Annotated in this window: 16 protein-coding genes; 8 read left to right on the forward strand and 8 right to left on the reverse strand. The window is 65.5% G+C overall.

What is annotated here, in order from left to right; genetic code table 11:
- Positions 1 to 2: 2 nt before the first annotated feature.
- From D5S08_RS02400 to D5S08_RS02415, 4 genes are all read right to left on the reverse strand, one after another.
- Positions 3 to 2,204: an ATP-binding cassette domain-containing protein gene (locus tag D5S08_RS02400; protein ID WP_121115113.1), complete on the reverse strand. Its 2,202-nt coding sequence runs from the start codon at positions 2,202 to 2,204 to the stop codon at positions 3 to 5.
- A complete protein-coding gene (locus tag D5S08_RS02405) occupies positions 2,201 to 3,523 on the reverse strand; it encodes a TolC family protein (protein ID WP_121115115.1) in 1,323 nt (440 codons plus the stop codon). Before D5S08_RS02405 ends, D5S08_RS02400 begins: the two co-directional genes overlap by 4 nt.
- 173 nt (positions 3,524 to 3,696) lie before the next feature.
- Complete coding sequence (locus D5S08_RS02410; protein ID WP_121115116.1) at positions 3,697 to 4,278, reverse strand: nucleotidyltransferase family protein; 582 nt, start codon at positions 4,276 to 4,278, stop codon at positions 3,697 to 3,699.
- A 5-nt stretch (positions 4,279 to 4,283) separates the two neighbouring features.
- On the reverse strand, positions 4,284 to 5,153 hold the full coding sequence (locus tag D5S08_RS02415; RefSeq protein ID WP_162301902.1) for an XdhC family protein: 870 nt from the start codon (positions 5,151 to 5,153) through the stop codon (positions 4,284 to 4,286).
- Between the two features lie 77 nt (positions 5,154 to 5,230).
- Here D5S08_RS02415 and D5S08_RS02420 point away from each other — a divergent pair, with 77 nt between their 5' ends.
- The 7 genes from D5S08_RS02420 to D5S08_RS02450 all read left to right on the forward strand — a co-directional run bounded on the left by D5S08_RS02420 (position 5,231) and on the right by D5S08_RS02450 (position 12,064).
- Complete coding sequence (locus D5S08_RS02420) at positions 5,231 to 6,181, forward strand: hypothetical protein (protein ID WP_126665475.1); 951 nt, start codon at positions 5,231 to 5,233, stop codon at positions 6,179 to 6,181.
- 78 nt (positions 6,182 to 6,259) lie between these two features.
- On the forward strand, positions 6,260 to 7,330 hold the full coding sequence (gene gmd / locus D5S08_RS02425; RefSeq protein ID WP_121115122.1) for a GDP-mannose 4,6-dehydratase: 1,071 nt from the start codon (positions 6,260 to 6,262) through the stop codon (positions 7,328 to 7,330).
- A 68-nt stretch (positions 7,331 to 7,398) separates the two neighbouring features.
- Positions 7,399 to 8,373, forward strand: a complete 975-nt coding sequence (gene fcl / locus D5S08_RS02430; RefSeq protein ID WP_121115124.1) for a GDP-L-fucose synthase — start codon at positions 7,399 to 7,401, stop codon at positions 8,371 to 8,373.
- Positions 8,374 to 8,404: 31 nt separating this feature from the next.
- Positions 8,405 to 9,628: a WcaI family glycosyltransferase gene (locus D5S08_RS02435; RefSeq protein WP_121115126.1), complete on the forward strand. Its 1,224-nt coding sequence runs from the start codon at positions 8,405 to 8,407 to the stop codon at positions 9,626 to 9,628.
- A gap of 8 nt (positions 9,629 to 9,636) precedes the next feature.
- Positions 9,637 to 10,665: a glycosyltransferase gene (locus tag D5S08_RS02440; protein WP_162301903.1), complete on the forward strand. Its 1,029-nt coding sequence runs from the start codon at positions 9,637 to 9,639 to the stop codon at positions 10,663 to 10,665.
- Positions 10,666 to 10,669: 4 nt separating this feature from the next.
- Positions 10,670 to 11,569: a hypothetical protein gene (locus D5S08_RS02445; RefSeq protein ID WP_121115129.1), complete on the forward strand. Its 900-nt coding sequence runs from the start codon at positions 10,670 to 10,672 to the stop codon at positions 11,567 to 11,569.
- A 24-nt stretch (positions 11,570 to 11,593) separates the two neighbouring features.
- Positions 11,594 to 12,064 (forward strand): hypothetical protein, encoded by a 471-nt coding sequence (locus tag D5S08_RS02450; protein ID WP_121115131.1) that lies wholly within the window; start codon positions 11,594 to 11,596, stop codon positions 12,062 to 12,064.
- 127 nt (positions 12,065 to 12,191) lie between these two features.
- On the opposite strand, the gene D5S08_RS02455 is transcribed toward D5S08_RS02450, so the two are convergent.
- A complete protein-coding gene (locus D5S08_RS02455) occupies positions 12,192 to 14,468 on the reverse strand; it encodes a hypothetical protein (RefSeq protein WP_121115133.1) in 2,277 nt (758 codons plus the stop codon).
- Positions 14,465 to 14,920, reverse strand: a complete 456-nt coding sequence (locus D5S08_RS02460) for a hypothetical protein (RefSeq protein WP_126665476.1) — start codon at positions 14,918 to 14,920, stop codon at positions 14,465 to 14,467. The genes D5S08_RS02455 and D5S08_RS02460 overlap by 4 nt, the downstream gene beginning before the upstream one ends.
- Before the next feature lie 217 nt (positions 14,921 to 15,137).
- Here D5S08_RS02460 and D5S08_RS02465 point away from each other — a divergent pair, with 217 nt between their 5' ends.
- Positions 15,138 to 16,316: a glycosyltransferase family 4 protein gene (locus tag D5S08_RS02465; RefSeq protein WP_121115137.1), complete on the forward strand. Its 1,179-nt coding sequence runs from the start codon at positions 15,138 to 15,140 to the stop codon at positions 16,314 to 16,316.
- Between the two features lie 51 nt (positions 16,317 to 16,367).
- On the opposite strand, the gene gcvPB is transcribed toward D5S08_RS02465, so the two are convergent.
- Both gcvPB and gcvPA read right to left on the reverse strand, forming a co-directional pair.
- Complete coding sequence (gene gcvPB, locus D5S08_RS02470) at positions 16,368 to 17,927, reverse strand: aminomethyl-transferring glycine dehydrogenase subunit GcvPB (RefSeq protein ID WP_121115139.1); 1,560 nt, start codon at positions 17,925 to 17,927, stop codon at positions 16,368 to 16,370.
- A complete protein-coding gene (gene gcvPA / locus D5S08_RS02475; RefSeq protein WP_121115141.1) occupies positions 17,924 to 19,282 on the reverse strand; it encodes an aminomethyl-transferring glycine dehydrogenase subunit GcvPA in 1,359 nt (452 codons plus the stop codon). Before gcvPA ends, gcvPB begins: the two co-directional genes overlap by 4 nt.
- Positions 19,283 to 19,290: the final 8 nt, after the last annotated feature.

A 19,290-nucleotide genomic window follows, 5' to 3' on the forward strand; every position in this document is an offset into this window, starting at 1 on the left:
CGTCACGATGCGTTCTCCTCGTCCGCCGCTTGAACGGGCGGAGGCGTGTCGGTGTCCGCCGGGCCGGCAGGCGGGCGCTTGATGGTGGTGGTCACGCCGCCTTCCGGCGGGGCGACCGGCCGCGGCGGCTGGCCCGGAGCCTGGCCCTGCGGCCGGCGGGGCGGCGCCAGTTCGCCGATGATGTCCTTGGCCGCGCCGTCACGGATGATCCGCCCTTCGCGCATCACGATGATGCGGTTGAAGCGGGGCAGCAGCTGCAGCTTGTGCGTGACGATCACCAGGATGTCCTCGGCCGCGAGCTGCCGGTCGATCGCGTCCAGCGCGGCGCCTTCGGTCACCTGGTCCAGAGCTGCACTGGGTTCGTCCAGCAGGTAGACGGACGGCGCGGCATGCAGCAGGCGGTTGATGCCCACCAGGCTGCGCTGTCCGCCCGACAGGCCGCGACCGCCTTCCTGTATCTGCATGGCGAGGCCGTTGGGGTGGGAGGCGATCATCACCTCCAGCCGGGTGGCCTTGGCCGTTTCCATGATGGCGGCATCGCTCACCTCGCCCAGACCCATGACGAGGTTGTCGCGCAGCGATCCATTGATCATGCGCGAATCCTGCGGGAGGTAGCCGATGTGCCGGCGCACGACCTCTTCCGCCACCTGATTCAGGTCCAGCCCGCCGATCAGCGCGGTTCCGGTCTGCGGGGCATAGAGCCCGGTCAGCAGCTTCAGCAGGGTCGACTTGCCCGATCCGATGCCGCCGACGATGGCGATCCGGTCGCCCGGCGAGATCACCAGTCGGTCGATCTGCACAGCCTGTCGTCCGCCGGCATAGGTGAAGCCGGCATCGGTCAGCATGATCGGCCCGGACAGATGATCGGGCCGCAGCGCGCCGGAGGATGTCGCAGGATCGAGCGGCAGCTGCAGGATGCCGTCCAGCGCCCGCAGGGAGGATTTGGCATAGCTCCATTGCACGATCAGCGTCGGCAGCTGCGCGACCAGCGGGCCGTTGATCCGCCCGGCGATGATGGAACAGGCCAGCAGCGCGCCGGTGGTGATCATGCCCTGCGCGGCCATCCACGCGCCCCAGCCCATGATCAGGACATAGGACAGCTGCTGCAGCGTGGAGAACAGCGTGCTCGACACGGCGGAGGCCCGCTTCACGGGATCCTCGTAATGGTGGACCTCGCGGATCAGCGCGTTCCAGCGGCCCATCATGAACCAGGTGCCGCGATTGGCCTTCACCATCTCGGCCGCGTCCAGCGATTCCACCAGCATGCCGTTCTTGCGGTTGCCGCTGACCTGCGCCTTGTCCGCCCCGGTGCGGATCACCCGCGACAGGATCAGCGCCATGGCGATGGCGATCGGCAGGCTGGCGATCGGCACCACGGCCAGCCAGCCGCCGATCATGGCGATGACGACGATGAAGAACAGCGCAAAGGGCAGGTCCGCCAGCAGGAACAGGGAGCCGGAGGACATCACCTGGCGGATCTGTTCCTGTCCGCGCAGCTGCGATGCCAGCGTGCCGATCCCCGGCGGGCGCGCATCCAGCCGGATCGCCTGGGCGCGGGCGAAGAAGAACTCGCTCACCTCCGCATCGATCGAGTTGGCTTCCTTCTCCACCAGCACGGCGCGCAAGGCCCGCAGGGCCAGGTCGAGACCCAGCGCGAACACCACGCCCGCAGTCAGCACATACAGCGTATCGAAACTGCCGAGCGGGATCACCCGGTCATACAGCTGCATGGAATAAAGCGAGGTCGCCAGCGTCAGGATGTTCGCGAACACGGTGGCGACGCCCGCCATCACCAGCGCGCCGCGCCGGCGGCCGATCGCCCGTTTGAACACATCGATCGCCTTCTCGCCCCCGCCCGACAGCGGATCGGGCAGGCGCATGCGATAAAAGCGCTGGTCAGGGTCGAAGGCCAGCAGCCCGCGCTCGCCCGCCAGCAGCATGGCATCCGGGCTGTCCCATTGCCGCACCACGGACCAGCCGCTGCCGGCATCATAGACGAGCAGCGGGAACTGGTCGGGCCGCGGCCGTCCTTCGATGCGGGTGGGATAGGGCCAGCCGAGCACGCCGCACAGGCCGGCGAGCGCATCCGCGTCCTCCGCCAGCTCGTAATCGCCCAGCTCCGCGCTCCATTGCGGAGACAGCGGTGCGCCGGACGCGCGGGCGTAGGTCTCGATCGCCCGGATTATGCTGCCCTGCCCGCTCATTCTGTGCCCCCTGTCGGCATTGGTTCCCAGCGGCAGGAGAAGGCCAGGATGCGCGCGGCGGAGGCGGCGGTCGTGACCCGCGCCTCACTTTCCGACAGGCGCGCATTGGCGGCTTCCCGCACGGCGTTCATCACATCCAGCCAACTGCGCCGGCCGGCAATGAACTGCCGCTGGTAGGATTCGATCAGTTCGGCCGAAGTATCGGCGGCCAGGGTGCCGGCCTCGATCCGGGCTTCCGCCGCCTGCAATTGCACGTAATCGGTCTGCAATTGCTCCCGCAGCTCCCGTTCGGCCTGGCCGAATTCGGCATAGGCGCGCGTGATCCGCGCTTCCGCGCTGTCGATCGCGGAGAGGCGCGACAGGCCGCTGCCCGTCTCCGCTCGCAAGACCAGTGCGGCGCGAGCGCCGGTGATCTCGTTCTGCGACAATTGCAGCAGCACCTGCGGCAGCAGCTCGCCCCGCGCCACCCTGCGGCGGGCCTCCGCCACATCGACCTGGCTCAGCAGCGCCTGCAGCGTGGGGCTGCATTGCAGCCCTTCCGCCACCGCCTGCTCGACCGGCGGCAGGTCCGCCAGCCTGACCGGCAGGGGCATGACCGGCTCTATCGGCACACCGCCCGTCAGCTGTAGCAGCCGCGTGCGGGACCGGGCCTGCAGTTCCTGCGCCGAGGCCAGTTCCAGCTCGATCTGGGCGACCCGCGACCGGGCGAGCGTCAGGTCCACCTGGGGGGAGACCTCCTGCGCGACGCGCCGTTCGATGGAGCCGACCAGGATGCGATGCTGTTCCAGGCTGTCGGTCAGCACACCGATCCGCTCCGCGCCCAGCACCTGCTGGTAATAGGCGGTGGCGACATCGACGGTGATCTGACGGGAAGCCTCGCCGATGCGCTGCCGCCCTGCGCGGGCGGACGCGGCGGCGCTCTCGATCTCGCCGTCGATCGACCCGCCCGACCACAGCGGTTGTTCGGCCACGATGTTGGCGGTCAGCCCGTCCCGATCGGCGAAGTTGCTGCCCTTGGTGGCAGCGAGTGCCTCCACGCCCAGATTGGGGTAGCGCAGCCAGCGGGCCCCACGCAGCTCCGCATCCAGGGCTTCGCTTTCGGCTTCAGCCGCGTTGACAATGGGGTGCGTGGTGACGGCCAGCGTCGCCGCGCGGTCCAGCTCGGTCGGGATGGTGACCGGGGGCGGAAGATGTCGGGGGCCGATGTCGGCAGCGGGCGGGCCGTAGACCTCCTGCGCGCGGACATGCGGCGCCGCAACGCCGGCCAGGAGAAGCGCGGCATGGATCGGCAGCGGCAATCGGCGAATAGCGTGCAGCATGAACAATTGCTTCAGGCAGACGATCGGCGGTGATCCCGCCGATCGCGAAAACGGTCAGCCGCCCAGACCCCCCATGGACCGTGAGCCAGAATGCTAGTTATAGATGCTGTCGATATGCGCTGCGGCAACCGCCGTCAAACAGGATCGCCACCCGGCAACTGCGCATTCCGGCGTTAAGGACGGATTTGCAACAGCATGGCCGCTTGCCGCAGGCCTGCAGGATCATCGACGTCCAGCAGCGCGGCCGGCGGGGCCGTTACCAGCGACAGGTCCGGCACCGCGCGCAGCAGCCCGGCGGCGCCCCGGTCGCCGGCAAATTTGTCGAGTTGCGCAAAGGTGCTGGCCGGCAGCAGCGCAGGCACGCCCGGCCGGCCGGGTGCATGTTCGATCGCGGCCGGCGCCGGCGATGCCAGCAGCCGGCATAGCAGGCTTGCGTCGATCAGCGGCATGTCGGCCAGCAACACCAGCAGCTGCGTCGCCCCGTCGGCCGCGGCAGCTTGCGCGGCGCAGGCCAGCGACGTGCCCAGGCCACGCTCCGCCGCCCGGTTGGTGACCAGCGGCCAGCCGGACTCGCGGGCGAAGATCGGGGCTTCAGGGGGCACGACGATGATCGCGCGACCGACCCCCGCCTGCTCCACGGCCCGCACGGCCCAGCTGCCCAGACGCCGCCCGGCGCAGGGCGCGTCCAGCTTTCCGCCGCCGAACCGGCGCGCCTGCCCGGCGGCCAGCATCGCCGCCAGCACACGCTCAGCCATGTTGGTCAGCCATGCGGGTGCAGCTGTTCGTATCGGCCCACGATCTCCGACAGCACGGACAGCGCCAGGACCAGCGGCTCGCGGGTGCGGGGGATCAGGCCTATGGGGCTGGTGATCCGGGCCAGATCATCGGCGCCGAAGCCGTCGCCCGCCAGCTGTTCCAGCCGCTGGGCACGGGTGCGGGCACCACCTTGCGCGCCGATCAGGAAGGCCGGCGTGCCCAGTGCCCAGTGCAGCAGCGGGCGTTCCCATTCATGATCGTGGTACAGCAGCACGATCGCGGTCCAGGGATCGACCGGGTGCCCCGCCGGCGCCTCGCCCAGCGCCATGTCGCGCCCGGGCAGTTCCGCAGCGATTCCGGCCGAGGCGGCAAGATGCAGCAACGCCGCCTGTTCCGGCCCTTCCCCGAACACCAGCAATCGCAGTGGCGGAATATAGCGACGCAGGGGAAGTTCCCCCGCCACATGCGGCAGCGCCAGGGTCGCAGCCCGGCGGCTGTCCAGGGCGGCAACCGCCTGCCGACAGGCATCGCGGTCTGGCGCGGGATCGATCAGCACATCGATCCCGCTGCCGCAGGGCAGGCGGAAGTCGATATGGGCGGACCCGGCGCCGAAGCGGCGCACCACGGGGGCGCCCGCCCCACCTGATTGCCGCAGCTCGCTCGCCAGCTGCTGTTCCAGGCAGCCATCGGCCAGGCTGCCGGCCATCTCGCCCGCGGCGGTCACGGCCAGTTGAGCGCCCAGCCGGCGCGAATAGCTGCCATCGATACCGACGATCGTGCACAGGCCCGTCCCCGGCTGGCAGGCGGCCCGCAAGGCGGCCCGATCGTCGTGGGATGCGGGCGCCGCGGCATCGCTGGAATGAAATTCTGTCACCGCAAGGAAGTAGCGGCGCGACACCCGCTTTTGAAGATGCGGCCGCGCAGGACAGGTGCCGGCGCAGGAGCTTCAGCTTGTCCAAGGGTGTGTCGGCTGGGCACACAAGTTGCGATGTGATAGTGCGCCGCCGCCGTAGCCTAGACCGGCTTCAACAAGGGGCACACACCATGGCTGATGTTCAAGTCGCTCGCCAGGCAGCCGCGGCGGAGCAGGTCTTCCACCGGTATCCGGTGCCTGGCGCCGGGATGCAGCGCTTCTGGTGGTTCACCCGGTTCGTCGCCACCGTGCCGTTCAACAGCTGGCGCGGCAGCCGGGCGCTGCAGCGCCATGTGGACGACCGGGTGCCCGCCGCGTGGCCGGCGGAATTCGCCGGCAAGCGCGCACTGATCGTCGGCACCGGACCCAGCCTGGATCGGGTCGATCAGACCTTCTTCAATGATTTCGACGTGCTGGTATATGTGAACTTCGCGCTCCGCCGCGCCCGGTTCGACCGGCCCGAATACTTCTTCACCATGGATCCCGGTCCGTCCCGCGAATACATCGACGCCTTCGGCGCAGATGCCTTCCGGCGCCTCGGCCCGGATCATTGCGTGATCGCCCCGATCTTTTTCGATTTCTGGCATCTCATGACGGAAGAAGGCCGGGCGATGTTCACCTGGCTGCGGCCCGATGCGGTTGGTTGGCGGACAGAGCGTTTCAAATCGATACCCGTGCCAGTGGTGCTGCGCCGCTATCCCCGCCAGCCGGACTGGCAGGATTACCGCCTGCCGCAACTCGGCCGGGTCATCCCGATCCTGAAGCCGACCTCAGCGCTGACCGCGGTGATGTTCGCCGCGATGTGCGGATCGCGCGACGTCGGGCTGATCGGATGCGATTTCTCGGACAGTCGCGCAGCTTCGGTTGGCGGCGCCCAGACGGCGGTCGCGGCAGGCACGTTCAACAGCGCACGCACGGAGTTCACGGCGATGCAGGCGAATTTCGCTGACCAGGGCGTCCGCCTGACGAATCACTCCTGGCTTCGTTGACAAATCGTGAAGGCCGTTGTGCAGCGCCGATGCTCGATGTAAGAATTTCTTCACACTTGCAGCATTCTAGGGGTGATTATGGCATCGGGTGATAAGCGCGCATTGATCACCGGCGTGACAGGGCAGGATGGGGCATATCTGTCGCAGCTCCTGCTGGACAAGGGATACGAGGTCCACGGGATCAAGCGCCGTTCGTCCTCCTTCAACACGGGCCGGATCGAGGATATCTATCAGGATCCGCATGAGGAGAATGCCCGGTTCCACCTGCATTACGGCGATCTGACCGACTCCACCAACCTGATCCGGATCATGCAGGAAGTGCAGCCGACGGAGGTGTACAACCTGGCGGCGCAGAGCCATGTGGCAGTCAGCTTCGAAACGCCGGAATACACCGCCAATGCCGATGCGATCGGCACGCTGCGCCTGCTGGAGGCGATCCGCATCCTGAAGCTGGAAGACACCACCCGTTTCTACCAGGCTTCCACCAGCGAGCTGTACGGCCTGGTGCAGGAAGTGCCGCAGCGCGAGACGACGCCGTTCTATCCGCGCTCCCCCTATGGCGTGGCCAAGCTGTACGGATACTGGATCGTGGTGAACTACCGCGAAGCTTATGGCATCCACGCGTCCAACGGCATCCTGTTCAACCACGAAAGCCCGCTGCGCGGCGAAACCTTCGTGACGCGCAAGATCACCCGCGCAGCCGCGGCGATCAAGCTGGGCCGGCAGGAGCGCCTCTATCTGGGCAATCTGGACGCCAAGCGCGACTGGGGCCATGCACGCGAATATGTCCGCGGCATGTGGATGATGCTGCAGCAGGACGAGCCTGACGATTACGTGCTGGCGACCGGCGAGACGACCACCGTGCGTGACTTCGTGCGCTGGTGCTTCGAAGATGTCGGCATCAATATCGAATTCCGTGGCGAAGGCGTGGAAGAGGAAGGCTATTGCCAGAACAGCGGCAAGTGCCTGATCAAGATCGATCCCCGCTATTTCCGCCCTACCGAGGTCGAGTTGCTGATCGGCGATCCGGCCAAGGCGCACCAGAAGCTGGGCTGGAAGCACGAGACGTCGGTGCGCGAACTTGCGCGCGAGATGGTCGAGGCCGATCTTCAGGTGATGCGGGACGCACCGATCGCAAAGGATAGCTGAACGCACCATCTCAGCGGACGGCGCGTCATCGTGAAGAGTGGCGCGCCGCGGGCCGACCATTTCCCGCCATGCACAGATTGCTTTCGGAGACAGACCAAGTGACCTACTCGCTGCAGGGCAAGCGCATCTATGTCGCCGGGCACAAGGGCATGGTCGGTTCGGCCATCGTGCGCCGGCTGGCGGGCGAAGGGTGCGATATCCTGACCTCCGACCGCTCCGTCGATCTGCGCGAGCAGGCGGCGGTGCGTCAATGGTACGCTGACAACCGGCCGGATGCCGTGATCGTGGCGGCCGCGAAGGTGGGCGGGATCCTGGCGAACGACACCTATCCGGCAGAATTCCTGTACGACAATCTGATGATCGAGGCGAACCTGATCGAAGGCGCCCGCCAGGCCGGTGTGGAAAAGCTGCTGTTCTTGGGCTCGTCCTGCATCTATCCCAAGATGGCGGACCAGCCGATCACCGAAGATGCGCTGCTGACCGGTCCGCTGGAACCAACCAACGAATGGTATGCGATCGCCAAGATCGCCGGCATCAAGCTATGCCAGTCCTACCGGCGGCAATATGGCTGCGACTATATCAGCGCCATGCCGACCAATCTGTACGGCCCAGGCGACAATTACGACCTGAAGGGCAGCCACGTACTGCCCGCCCTGATCCGCAAGGCGCATGAAGCGAAGCAGGCTGGTGCCGCCAGCATCGAGATCTGGGGCACGGGCACGCCCCGGCGCGAATTCCTGCATGTGGACGACCTGGCCGATGGCTGCGTCTTCCTGCTGCAGACCTATTCGGGCGACGAACACGTGAATCTGGGATCAGGCACCGATCTGCCAATCATCGAACTGGCGCAGATCGTGTGCGACGTCGTCGGGTTTCGTGGCGAGATCACCCGCGACACCAGCAAGCCCGACGGCACGCCGCGCAAGCTGATGAGCGGCGACAAGCTTGCTGCCCTGGGGTGGAGCCCGAAGATCGGCCTTCGCGACGGGATCGAACATGCCTATGCCGGCTTTCTGGCGGGTCACGTCAAGGGACAGGGATGAGGAACTACGCCGGCGAGAGGATGTCGGGGCGATGAGAATACTTATTCTCGGCTTGAACTACGCGCCCGAACCGGTCGGCATCGGCCCTTATACGAGGGGCCTTGCCGAAGGTCTGGTTGAGCGCGGCCATGCCGTGTCGGTGATCGCCGGAAAGCCTTATTACCCGCAATGGCGCCCCTATGCCGGTCAGGCGAAGGGCATAACCACGGCGGTGGAGAATGGCGTCACCGTTACCCGTGTGCCGCATTATATCCCCGCCACGCCCAGCGCGGCGCGCAGGCTGCTGCATCATGCCAGCTTCGCAGCATCTGCCCTGCGCCCGGATGCGCAGGTCGCCGGGGCCGCGCCAGACCTGGTGTTCACGATCGCGCCTTCGCTGATGTCGGTTCCGGTTGCAGCTTTGGCGGCATATCGCGCGCGGGCGCCGCTCTGGCTGCATGTGCAGGACTTCGAGGTCGAGGCGGCATTTGCCACCGGCCTGGTTGGCAAGGGCGGCCGGCTGCGCAGTGGCGCGCTCGCGGCGGAGGAACGTATCCTGCGCATGGCCGACCATGCCTCCTCCATCAGTCCGCAAATGTGCGCCAAGCTGGTCGACAAGGGCCTCGCGCCGGAACAAGTCTACCAATTGCGGAACTGGAGCACGACGCAATTCGATTTCGCCAGCAGCGACAGCGCCGCCTATCGCAGCCGGTGGAACCTGGGCGACCGCAAGGTTGCGCTGTATTCCGGCAACATCGCCAACAAGCAGGGTCTGGACGTGGTGATCGAAGCCGCCCGCCTGCTGCGGAACCGCACCGACATCGCCTTCGTGATCTGCGGCGAAGGGCCGAACCGGGCCAACCTGCAGGCGCAGGCCGACGGGCTGGACAATGTGCAATTCCACGACCTGCAGCCCGCGGAACAGATGGGGAGCTTCCTTTCGCTCGCCAGTGTCCAACTGCTGCCGCAGATCATGGGCGCGGCCGATCTCGTGCTGCCGTCCAAACTGACCAACATGCTGGCTTCGGGCCGCCCGGTGCTGGCCACGGCAGAGCCGGGCACCGGCTTGTATGCCGAGGTCGAGGGATGCGGCACGCTGACCCCGCCGGGTGACCCTGCCGGCATGGCGGAGGGACTGGTGCGACTGATCGACGATCCGGACGGCAGCGCCCGCTATGGTGACGCAGCCCGGCGCCGCGCGCAGGAGCGCTGGAGCAAGGACAGCATCCTGGATGCGCTCCATGCGCGGCTTTGCAGCCTGCAGCCTGCGGCATGACTCGGCCGTTGAAGACCTCTGCACCGGTCAACTTCGTCTACGAATCCACCTTTGATCGCGCAGCGCTCGAAGCGGCCCCGTCCTTCGAGCACCATGCCGTTCACGATGCGGACTTCCGGGCGTTGCTATCCTCGCGCGGGGACACGTGCTGGGCGGTAGCCACATATTACCACCTGCGCGAACGCGGCTACACCGGCATATCGCTGTCGCTCGCTCCGCGGCGCGACTGCATTAACGTTCTTCATTCGGAACAGTTGCGCAAGATCGGTGCTGACCCGCGCAGGTTCGATATCTGCATACAGGCCGATTTTGCTCATCGACCGGCAGCACAATTCCACATTCTGCAGAATGCCAGGTATGAAGGGGAGAACCGGGCTACGATCTGGCTTTATCCGCAGATCGGCATTCTCCCTCGCACCGCGCCCGCAGGTCGCCTGACGCGTATCGGCTACTTGGGGCATGTCAATAACAGCTCGGTTTGGTCCGGAGAGCGCTGGCAGGCATTTCTGCAGCCTCTGGGTGTCGAATTCGTGACTGCGCCGCCCAGACTGTGGCATGATTTCAGCGACCTGGATGCAGTCATCGCAATCCGCGACTTCGGCAAACGACCGCATTACTCCAAGCCGCCCAGCAAATTGATCAATGCCTGGATCGCCGGCGTGCCGTTCATTGGGGGATCCGACTCCGCATATCGCCAGATCGGCACCCCTGGTGAGGACTTCCTGCTCGCTACCAGCCCGCAGGAAGTGCGGGATGCGCTTGACCGTCTACGTCGCGATCCGGCGCTGGTCAGCCGTCTTGTCCAGAACGGGCGGCAGCGAATGGCCGATTTCACCGTCGACCGTTTGATCGAGAAGTGGGTCGCCACCCTGGAAGGTCCGGCAGAAGCCAGGTTCCTCCAGTGGCAGCATCGCCCCGGTTACGAAGCGCTGCGCAGCCACGCATTGGCGACCATCGACCGCGGATGGGTGCAGACCAAAGCATTGCTGCGCACGGCGGCCAGGCTTGCTTCTTCAGCCCGCAAAGCAGTCGCCTAAGACAATGCAAGCGCCCAAATATGGTCCGCAAGGCAAGCGGATGCTGAGCGGCATCATCGCCAGCGGCTTCAACATCTTCTCGCGCATCGGCGTGCAGCTTCTGATCGTCCCGATCCTGTTCAGCAACTGGAGCGCGGAACTGGTTGGCACCTGGCTGCTCCTGTCATCGATCCCCAGTTACCTCGGCCTGACCGCCAGCGGCTTCGGCTCGGCCGGCGGCAATCTGGCGATCGCGGCCGAGAAGGACGGCGATCGCGCCTTGGCCCAGGCATCGTTCTGGGCCACCTGGCTGCTCGTATCCGTTACCAATCTGGCGATCGTCATCGCCTTCATTGCGGCGAGCGGCTGGATCGTCAGCGCGGACCTGTTCCAGATCGACATTGTACCGGCGTCCGAACTGCAGGCTGCAATCTACTGGCAATGTGCCTATGTGCTGCTGTCCGTCCAGGCGGCTGCACTGGTCCTGCCCTACCGGCACGGGGGACAGTACCCACGCAACATCTTCCTGGGCAGCCTGCAGTCGACGGCCGAAGTGGTGGCAACCGCGATCGTGGTGATGCAGACCGAACGGCTGGACCTGATGGCAATGGCGCTGGCCGGGGTGCGGCTGGCGTTCCTCGTGGTGATCTTCGCGTATGGCTACCGCGCCAGTCCGGGTCTGTTCGGCTGGCCGCCTGCGTCCAGGATACGGGAGGCCCTTGCCGCAATCTGGCGGCCGTCTTTGGCTTTCATGGCCGCCCCCCTGGTCTTCGGTTTCAACCTGCAGGGCTACAATCTGCTGGTCGGCGCATTCTTCGGCCCTGCCGCCCTGGCGAGCTTCGTCGCGACCCGCATCTTCGTGCGCGTGCTCGATATCCTGACCAACTTTGCCTATTCCATGCAGTTCTTCGAACTTCCCTATTAGGAAGGTCCGGCTGCCGAAGGGCTGATGCGGCGCATCGTTGCCGCGATGACGGCGTCGATGCTGGTGCTGTCGGTTGCCTTCCTGATCGGCCTCGGCACGATGGGGGAAGTCGTGCTGGCGATCTGGACGGTTGGCCAGGCTCGGTATGACTGGGCCGTTGCGATCGCGCTTGCCCTCTCCGGGACGATCCGTGCCATCAGTATCAGTCCGGCGGCGACGCTTTCGGCGATGAACCTGAACTCGCGGTTCATGACGATCTACATGCTGAGTTCGGGCTTGTCGTTTGCACTTGCCTGGTGGCTCGGCAGCATGGGCCTGCCCTTGGCCATGCTGGTGCTGACCTTGCTGCTTGCAGAACTGGGTCAGGCCATTCCGGCTTTCCTGGGGACGTCGCGCGTGCTGGGATACCCGCTGCGTCAGATGCTGGTGGATGTGCTGTCGATTCGCGCCCGATTTCACGACGTGCTGTCGCTCCGCAAGGAACTCACCGCCTGAAGAACGGTCTCAGGCGAGCCGCCGGCACGATACCGGAAACTCGCCTGAGCCGAGGCGCAACGGTGACGTCGAGGTGCAAGGCCGTGAACCTACGCTTCCCGTATCATCGCTTCACGCTTCAATTTGGTCAGCTTGCCCATTCCGCGGTGACGCGCAAGGCACTGCTCGTCATCGTAAGCGGGGCGGCCAGATTGAGATTGCGCACCCGAACCGCCACCGTGTTGTCGGCCGATACACGCGCCATCAACTGCGCATCCGAAGCGAGGCTGGCCATGGGCGTCACTCGCACCTCCATGCCCGGACGAACACCGGCAATCGTCAGTGTCACTTCGTCCGAGACATCACCGGCCGGGATGGGCGCCCCTCCTTTCTGAAGCACCGCGGTGACGGAACCGCTCAAGGTTGCTCCTGGAGTATCGGCGATCCAAAGTGTGCCGTCGGAAATGAAGTCATACTGGACGTTCGGCAGCATCAACATCCGCTTGCCCATGCGAGTGTTGCTGGTGCTCAACGAAAAAACGACGTTTGAGATGTAGTGCACCAGCCGCAGCCGCGCGCCAGCGGGAAACCTGCTACTACCTGCCGGCAGCGTGAACGGAAAGTTTCCGCCGGACGCCGTGTTGGTGACGGACAGCCGCAGATACCATGCGGGAATATCCGTCATTACGGGCGTGGTTTCGATGTTGTACGGGCCAGCCGGTACTCCTGTCCCCTTGATCTCCTGCACCACGGGCGAGAAGCCGGTCGAAGCTCCGCCTGTGTTGCGAGGCGCGCGCATGTAGTCGCCCGATACACTTCCAATCCGGATGTTGGGGCCGTAAGTGCTGCCGGCCCACTGGAAGGCATCTCCCGTCCCCGCACCGTTGGCCCGCGCAAGTGGGGATCGCTGGTGGATGATCTCACCCACCCAGCTGTCTTGCGGGGAGGTCGCGTCAAGGCTGAGAGTGGGTGCGAAGTAGACCTGACTCGATTTGTTTTCGTGAACCATCACGATGCGACCGACGCTGCTCGACCAGAAGTTCCCCCCGACGGCTCCCAGGGCGACGGGGCTGTCAGTTGCGACAATCTCTCCGATGTTCGTCAGATGGGTGACAGCATAGGCCGCGTTGCGCACGCGGATCCTGCCGATAGTGAATGATGGACGCGCGGTGAATCCTGCGGGATTGCTGACATAGCGGGTTGCGGCGAGCGAACCACCTTGCAGACAGTTGTCGATCTCCAGCAGGTCGATTTTCGACGCACCATCACCAAACCCGCCCTCCATGGCCTGGAACGCGTTGGCCAGGATCAGGTGGTTGATCTCCAGCCTTCCCGGCTTGCCGTCACCGCAAAGATGCGGATGCGGGTTGATCGCGTCGGCGTCGGTATCGTGGAGATGCAGGCGGTTGCCGCGGATCGAACCGTGATTATTGCCGGCCTGGTAAATCAGCTCTCCGCGAAAACCGCCAATCTCGAGGTTGTCGAAATTGATGTCGCCGCACCAGCCCTGCTGGCTCGCCCAGATCGGCTTGTCGGACCAGTCCCAGCCTGCCCCGTCTTCCGGGCGCAATTTGCCCGACGCATACGGGTAGGACTCACCGGTCGGAACATACTGCCCGCCGAAGCCGGACTGCGGAATTCCGCCATCGAGGATCCATTTGCCTTCAAAGTCGATCGCGGCGAGGCCATCATACCCTTCGCTGGCCAGAACAGCATTTCCCTGTGCGAAGGTCAGACCCATCAGGAAGAACATGCCGCCACGCCAGTAGTACCCGCCACCCCGCGTGGGGTGCGGGTCCAGCTGCTGCGTCCCCGCCCATATGGCCGGGTCGCTGCCGTCATACTTGCGGCGGGCAAAAGTGGTCCCGCCCGATGCGGCCCGCAACGCCACCCGTTTGCGCACGATCAGGGGGAACCCGCTATAAACACGCGGGTCAGTATGGGGCACGGATGTGCCGGCTGCCGTGATCCAGGGGGTACCCTGGTTCATCGACGGGTCACGCAGGGGAACCCAGATTTCATAGCGGTTCTGCTGAAAAGCGACCCCTCTGACGCCATGCGTCCGCATGGCATGCGCATAGTCGATCGCCATCTGGATCCATGCGCGCTGGTCAACGCCTTTCTGGGACGGCGGGCAACCCAGCTGTTCCGGCGTGATCATGCCATCCTGGCTGGGCAGCAGCCGGAAGAACCGACCCTGCCGGGTGCAGAACACGGCCGTTGGGAAGCGGGCCATCAGCTCCGCCGTGGCCTGGTTGTCGCAGACATAGGTGGCTGCGCCATGGGCCGGGCGATCATGGCCGGTACTGTCGATCCTCTGAATCGACGAGGGCAGATTGCTGTTGCACAGCTGCGTAAAGGATTGCGGGTTCAGCGCCGCAGCCTGCGCTGCAAGCCCGCGCGCGTTCAGGTCCATGGCGCTCATTGCGACACCCGATAGGCGATCGTGCCTGACTGCAGCGCGATATTGAGATAGAAGGTCGCCCCAACCTCGCTGTCCTGCCATACGGGTTCGTTGGCATTGCTGTTGAAGACAGCCCACGGCATCCCGCCGACCGTGAGCGGATAACGGGACTTGCCGTCATCGATCGAGCGTTCCAGCGAAACCGATCCTGTCCACACACCACTCAGCTGCACATGGATGGGTCGGTTGACGGTGGCCTTGAAGGGGCCTGTCACGGTCGAGCCGGCGGCATCGCCGGCAAGCGGTGTTGGTGGTGGCAGCGCTTCCACCGGCTGCGTTCCACCCCCGGTCACGACGACCGGAAGCGGGGCCTGTGGCGTGACCAGCGAGAAGTTGCCGGCGGGGTCGGAGAAGCCGAGCGCGGACGGGGCCACGTAGCTGGTCGGAGAAAGGATTGTCGTTATCTTGGACACGAAGGAGCCTCCCGTTTGGAAAAGACCTCAGCCAGCTAGACAAGACGAACCGTGTAGGAAAATTGTTTATCGCTTTTCACGTCGTTCTGGTTATCCCCACGGTGTGCGTGCTCCCCTCAGTGTTCGCCTGCCTTGCAATGGTGCGTTGCGGAATCCTGCCGCCCGGTGTTACCAGTTTGCAGGCCCCGGCCGGCAACCATCTGGGTAGGATAAGCACATGATCGCGGAAGACCGTGAGCGGATTGCCGGCCTTCGCGTGACGATCGTGTCGCACGCTTTCGGCTATTCCGGCGATCTGATGTATTTCGGTGAGATATTCCGCAGCTTGCGCCAGCGCTTGCCCAAGCTGCAGGTGGTTGTGGACGATCGCACCGTGTACAAGAACAGCTACGGGATCAAGCTGCTGCCCTTGATGCGCCTGCGCCGGCGCACGCTGGAGCGCAGCACGCCAGATGGCATGGCCTACGCTACGGAAGTCGCCATTCCCGGACCGCTACTGCTGCCCCGGCTCATCAGGGAAAAAGCGGACGTGATCGTCACAATCGAGTTCACGCTGCCCGCCCTGATCGCCGTGATGGCCACTTCGCTCCACCCGCGCCGGGGCCTCGTGCTGCTGGTGGAGTCGGACCCGGCCGCCCGCGGGGGCAGCAGCAACCCGATGGTTCGCCGGATCAAACGCTGGGCTGTGAAGCGGGCCGACGTCCTGCAGACCAACAACGAACGGGGCCGGCGCAATCTGGTGGAAGACCTCGGCGCAAACCCTGCTCGCGTACGTGTGGCGCCGTACCTCACCTCTCGTCCGCCTGGACCGGCCCAGCAGATTGTGCTGGCGCCGGGAAGGACACGGATATTGTTCGCCAACAGCATAAATGAACGGAAAGGTTTGCGGCAGTTCCTGGGCGCCTTGGCGCTCGTGCCGGCATCGTTGCGCCAGCCGATCGAACTGACAGTGATCGGCGATGGTCCCGAGCGTGCAGAACTGGAAAGGGAGGCTGCCGAACTGTCCCTCGGTCAGGTGCAGTTCTTCGGCCGCAAGGCATATGATGAGCTTGGCATCCATTATGCTGCCGCCGATATTCTGGTCATTCCCTCGCTGGCTGATTACCGTTCGCTCGCGGGTTTTGAAGGGCTGGGCTATGGTCTTGCCCTGCTGTCGTCCTGCCATGATGGCGCGACGGAGGAAACGGTGCAGGACGGGATCAATGGCTTCGTCATCGACCCCTATGATATGCCTGCCGTGGCAAGCCGGATCCTGGCACTAACGCAGGATGCCGACCTACTGCTGCGCATGCGCCAGCAGTCACTGCAGCGCTACCATGACCTGTTCTCGCTTGATGTCATCGCCGACAACCTGACGGACAGCATTGCACTGGCCGCGCGCTGTCGTCTGGGATGAAGCGTTGCGGCACGGGCAGGCTGCGTCCAGACCTGCCTGTGCCACCCAGACCTATGCTGCCGGCTCACGCCAGACGAGCCGCGGCTTGCGGGCAGCGGCAGTCTCGTCGACGCGGCGGCGGGGAGCCAGCATCGGCGCGGCGCCCAGATTCTCGTCACCCGCATTCGCCCGTTCGGCAATGGCCCGCATCGATGCGATGAACTGGTCGAGCGACGCCTTGCTCTCGCATTCGGTCGGTTCCACCAGCATGGCCCCATGCACCACCAAGGGGAAGTACATGGTCATCGGGTGGAATCCCTCGTCGATCAGCGCCTTGGCGACGTCCAGAGTGCTGACACTCTTGGCAAAGCGCGCATCACTGAACAAAGCTTCATGCATGCAAGGGCCGCTGGCTGCAAAGGGCGCGTCCAGCAGGTCTTCCAGACTGCGCAGCATGTAATTGGCGTTGAGCACCGCATCTTCCGCCACCTGCCGCAGACCATCCGCCCCGTGGCTGAGGATATAGGCAAGCGCGCGGGTGAACATTCCCATCTGGCCGTGGAACGCGCTCATCCGGCCGAAGGATTGCGGGTGCCGGTCACCGGCGGTTTCCTCTTCGACCAGCGTGATGTGCCCATCCGCCTGCCGTTCGGTGAAAGGCAGCGGAGCATAGGGGCTGAGCGCTTCCGACAGGACCACAGGGCCGGAGCCCGGTCCGCCGCCGCCATGCGGGGTGGAGAAGGTCTTGTGCAGGTTGATGTGCATGGCGTCGATGCCAAGGTCGCCCGGGCGCACCCGGCCGACGATGGCGTTGAAATTGGCACCATCGCAGTAGACGTAGCCGCCGGCCGCATGGACCGCGTCCGAGATCGCCTTCATGTCGCGTTCGAACAGGCCGCAGGTGTTGGGATTGGTGATCATCACCCCGGCCACGTCCGGCCCCAGCCGACCGGTCAGCGCCGCCAGATCGACCCGGCCGTTTGCGTCGGCCGGAATGCCCTCCACTGTGAAACCGGCAAATGCCGCCGTCGCCGGGTTGGTGCCATGGGCGCTTTCGGGCACCAGGATCACCCGGCGGTCCTCCCCTCGTGCCTGCAGCGCGGCCTTGATGCACAGGATGCCGCAGAGTTCGCCATGTGCGCCGGCCTTGGGCGTCATGGCGACGCTGTGCATGCCGGTCAGTTCGATCAGCCACACGGCCAGTTCGTCAATCACACCCAGCGCACCCTGCACCGTATCTACCGGCTGCAGCGGATGCACGTCGGCGAAGCCGGGCATCCGCGCGACCTTCTCGTTCAGCCGCGGATTGTGCTTCATGGTGCACGAGCCGAGCGGGAAGATCCCGCAATCGATGGCGTAGTTCTGCCGGCTGAGACGGGTGTAGTGCCGCACCGTCTCCGGCTCGGACAGACCCGGCAGGCCGATCGCGCTGGTGCGGGCATGCTTGCCCAGGCGGCTGGGGCCATCGGCGGCAGGTTCCGGCAGGTCGATGCCGGTCGTTTCCGTCGTGCCGATCTCGAAGATCAGCGGCTCTTCCAGCATCAGTCCGCGATTGCCGCTGACCGTGCTGAAGTCGTCACCTGCCGGGACCGGGGTGCCGGGCTTCCACCCGCTGGCGTTCAACACGTTCATGCGAGCACTCCTTCTAGCCCGGCGACCAGGGCGTCGATATCCTCGGGCGTGACGGTCTCTGTCACCGCGATCAGCAGCGCATCCGCCAGCCCGGCATCCTGCGGGTAGAGCCGGCCGAGCGACACACCGGCGAGCACGCCCTGAGCCGCCAGGTCGCGCACCACCTGGCGGGCATCGCGGCCGATGCGGATAGTGAACTCGTTGAAGAAGCTGTCATTGACCAGCTCCACACTCGGGATCGCGGCCAAGCGATCCGCTACCTCACAGGCCAGCCGATGGTTCTCTGCCGCCAGGGCCCGCAGGCCCTTCTCGCCCAGCAGCGTGACATGGACGGAGAACGCCAGCGCACACAGGCCCGAATTGGTGCAGATGTTGCTGGTCGCCTTCTCCCGCCGGATATGCTGTTCGCGGGTGGACAGGGTCAGCACGAAGCTGCGCCGGCCCGCGGCGTCCACCGTCTCGCCGCACAGGCGCCCAGGCATCTGGCGGACATATTTGTCGCGCGTGGCGAACAGGCCCAGATAGGGGCCGCCGAACTGCAGCCCGACGCCGAGCGACTGCCCTTCCCCGACCACGATGTCCGCGCCGAGCTCTCCCGGGCTGGCGATCGCACCCAGCGCGACCGGCTCCGTCACGACGGCGATCAGCAGCGCACCTTGCGCCTGTGCCGCTGCGGCGATTGCAGCAAGGTCAGGCAAGCGGCCAAGGATGTCGGGATATTGCACCACGACGCAGCTGGTTTCGCCGTTGATCTGGCCAATCAGGGCATCCTCCCCGCAATCGGCCGACAACGCCGGTGGCGCATATTCGATCACGTCGCCGGTGAAGCGGGCCATGGTCTGGATCGTCGAAACGTAATGCGGGTGCAGGCCGTCATGGATCAGCACGCGCGCGCGCTTCGTGATCCGGCGCGCCATCACCACCGCCTCCCATGCCGCGGTGGAGCCATCGTACATGGAGGCGTTCGCGACATCGCAGCCCACCAGACGCGCCACCTGGGTCTGGAACTCGAACAGCATCTGCAGCGTGCCCTGCGCGATTTCCGGCTGGTAGGGCGTGTAGGCGGTCAGGAACTCGCCGCGCTGGATCAGATGGTCGACGCTGGCCGGCACATGGTGGCGATAGGCCCCCGCCCCCAGGAAGAACGGCGCGTCTGCCGCCGACAGATTCTGTGCGGACAGTCGCCGCATGTGGCGTTCGACCGACTGTTCGCTGGCATGCAGCGGCAGGCCTTCGATCGGCCCATACAGATGGGCACTTTCGGGCACATCGGCGAACAGGACATCCACGGATGGCGCACCGATCACGTCCAGCATGGCTGCGCGATCGGCATCGGTCAGGGGGAGGTAGCGCATGGTGTCTC

The organism is Croceibacterium ferulae, assembly GCF_003660445.1.
In the GTDB taxonomy this organism is placed as follows: Bacteria; Pseudomonadota; Alphaproteobacteria; order Sphingomonadales; family Sphingomonadaceae; genus Croceibacterium; species Croceibacterium ferulae.

Excerpts from the sequence above, each read along its gene's own strand:
- D5S08_RS02400 (WP_121115113.1), bottom strand. The coding sequence starts at position 2,204 with ATGAGCGGGCAGGGCAGCATAATCCGGGCGATCGAGACCTACGCCCGC.
- D5S08_RS02405 (WP_121115115.1), bottom strand. The coding sequence starts at position 3,523 with ATGCTGCACGCTATTCGCCGATTGCCGCTGCCGATCCATGCCGCGCTT.
- D5S08_RS02410 (WP_121115116.1), bottom strand. The coding sequence starts at position 4,278 with ATGGCTGAGCGTGTGCTGGCGGCGATGCTGGCCGCCGGGCAGGCGCGC.
- gmd (WP_121115122.1), top strand. The coding sequence starts at position 6,260 with ATGGCATCGGGTGATAAGCGCGCATTGATCACCGGCGTGACAGGGCAG.
- fcl (WP_121115124.1), top strand. The coding sequence starts at position 7,399 with ATGCACAGATTGCTTTCGGAGACAGACCAAGTGACCTACTCGCTGCAG.
- D5S08_RS02435 (WP_121115126.1), top strand. The coding sequence starts at position 8,405 with ATGAGAATACTTATTCTCGGCTTGAACTACGCGCCCGAACCGGTCGGC.
- D5S08_RS02445 (WP_121115129.1), top strand. The coding sequence starts at position 10,670 with ATGCAAGCGCCCAAATATGGTCCGCAAGGCAAGCGGATGCTGAGCGGC.
- D5S08_RS02450 (WP_121115131.1), top strand. The coding sequence starts at position 11,594 with ATGCGGCGCATCGTTGCCGCGATGACGGCGTCGATGCTGGTGCTGTCG.
- D5S08_RS02455 (WP_121115133.1), bottom strand. The coding sequence starts at position 14,468 with ATGAGCGCCATGGACCTGAACGCGCGCGGGCTTGCAGCGCAGGCTGCG.
- D5S08_RS02465 (WP_121115137.1), top strand. The coding sequence starts at position 15,138 with ATGATCGCGGAAGACCGTGAGCGGATTGCCGGCCTTCGCGTGACGATC.
- gcvPB (WP_121115139.1), bottom strand. The coding sequence starts at position 17,927 with ATGAACGTGTTGAACGCCAGCGGGTGGAAGCCCGGCACCCCGGTCCCG.
- gcvPA (WP_121115141.1), bottom strand. The coding sequence starts at position 19,282 with ATGCGCTACCTCCCCCTGACCGATGCCGATCGCGCAGCCATGCTGGAC.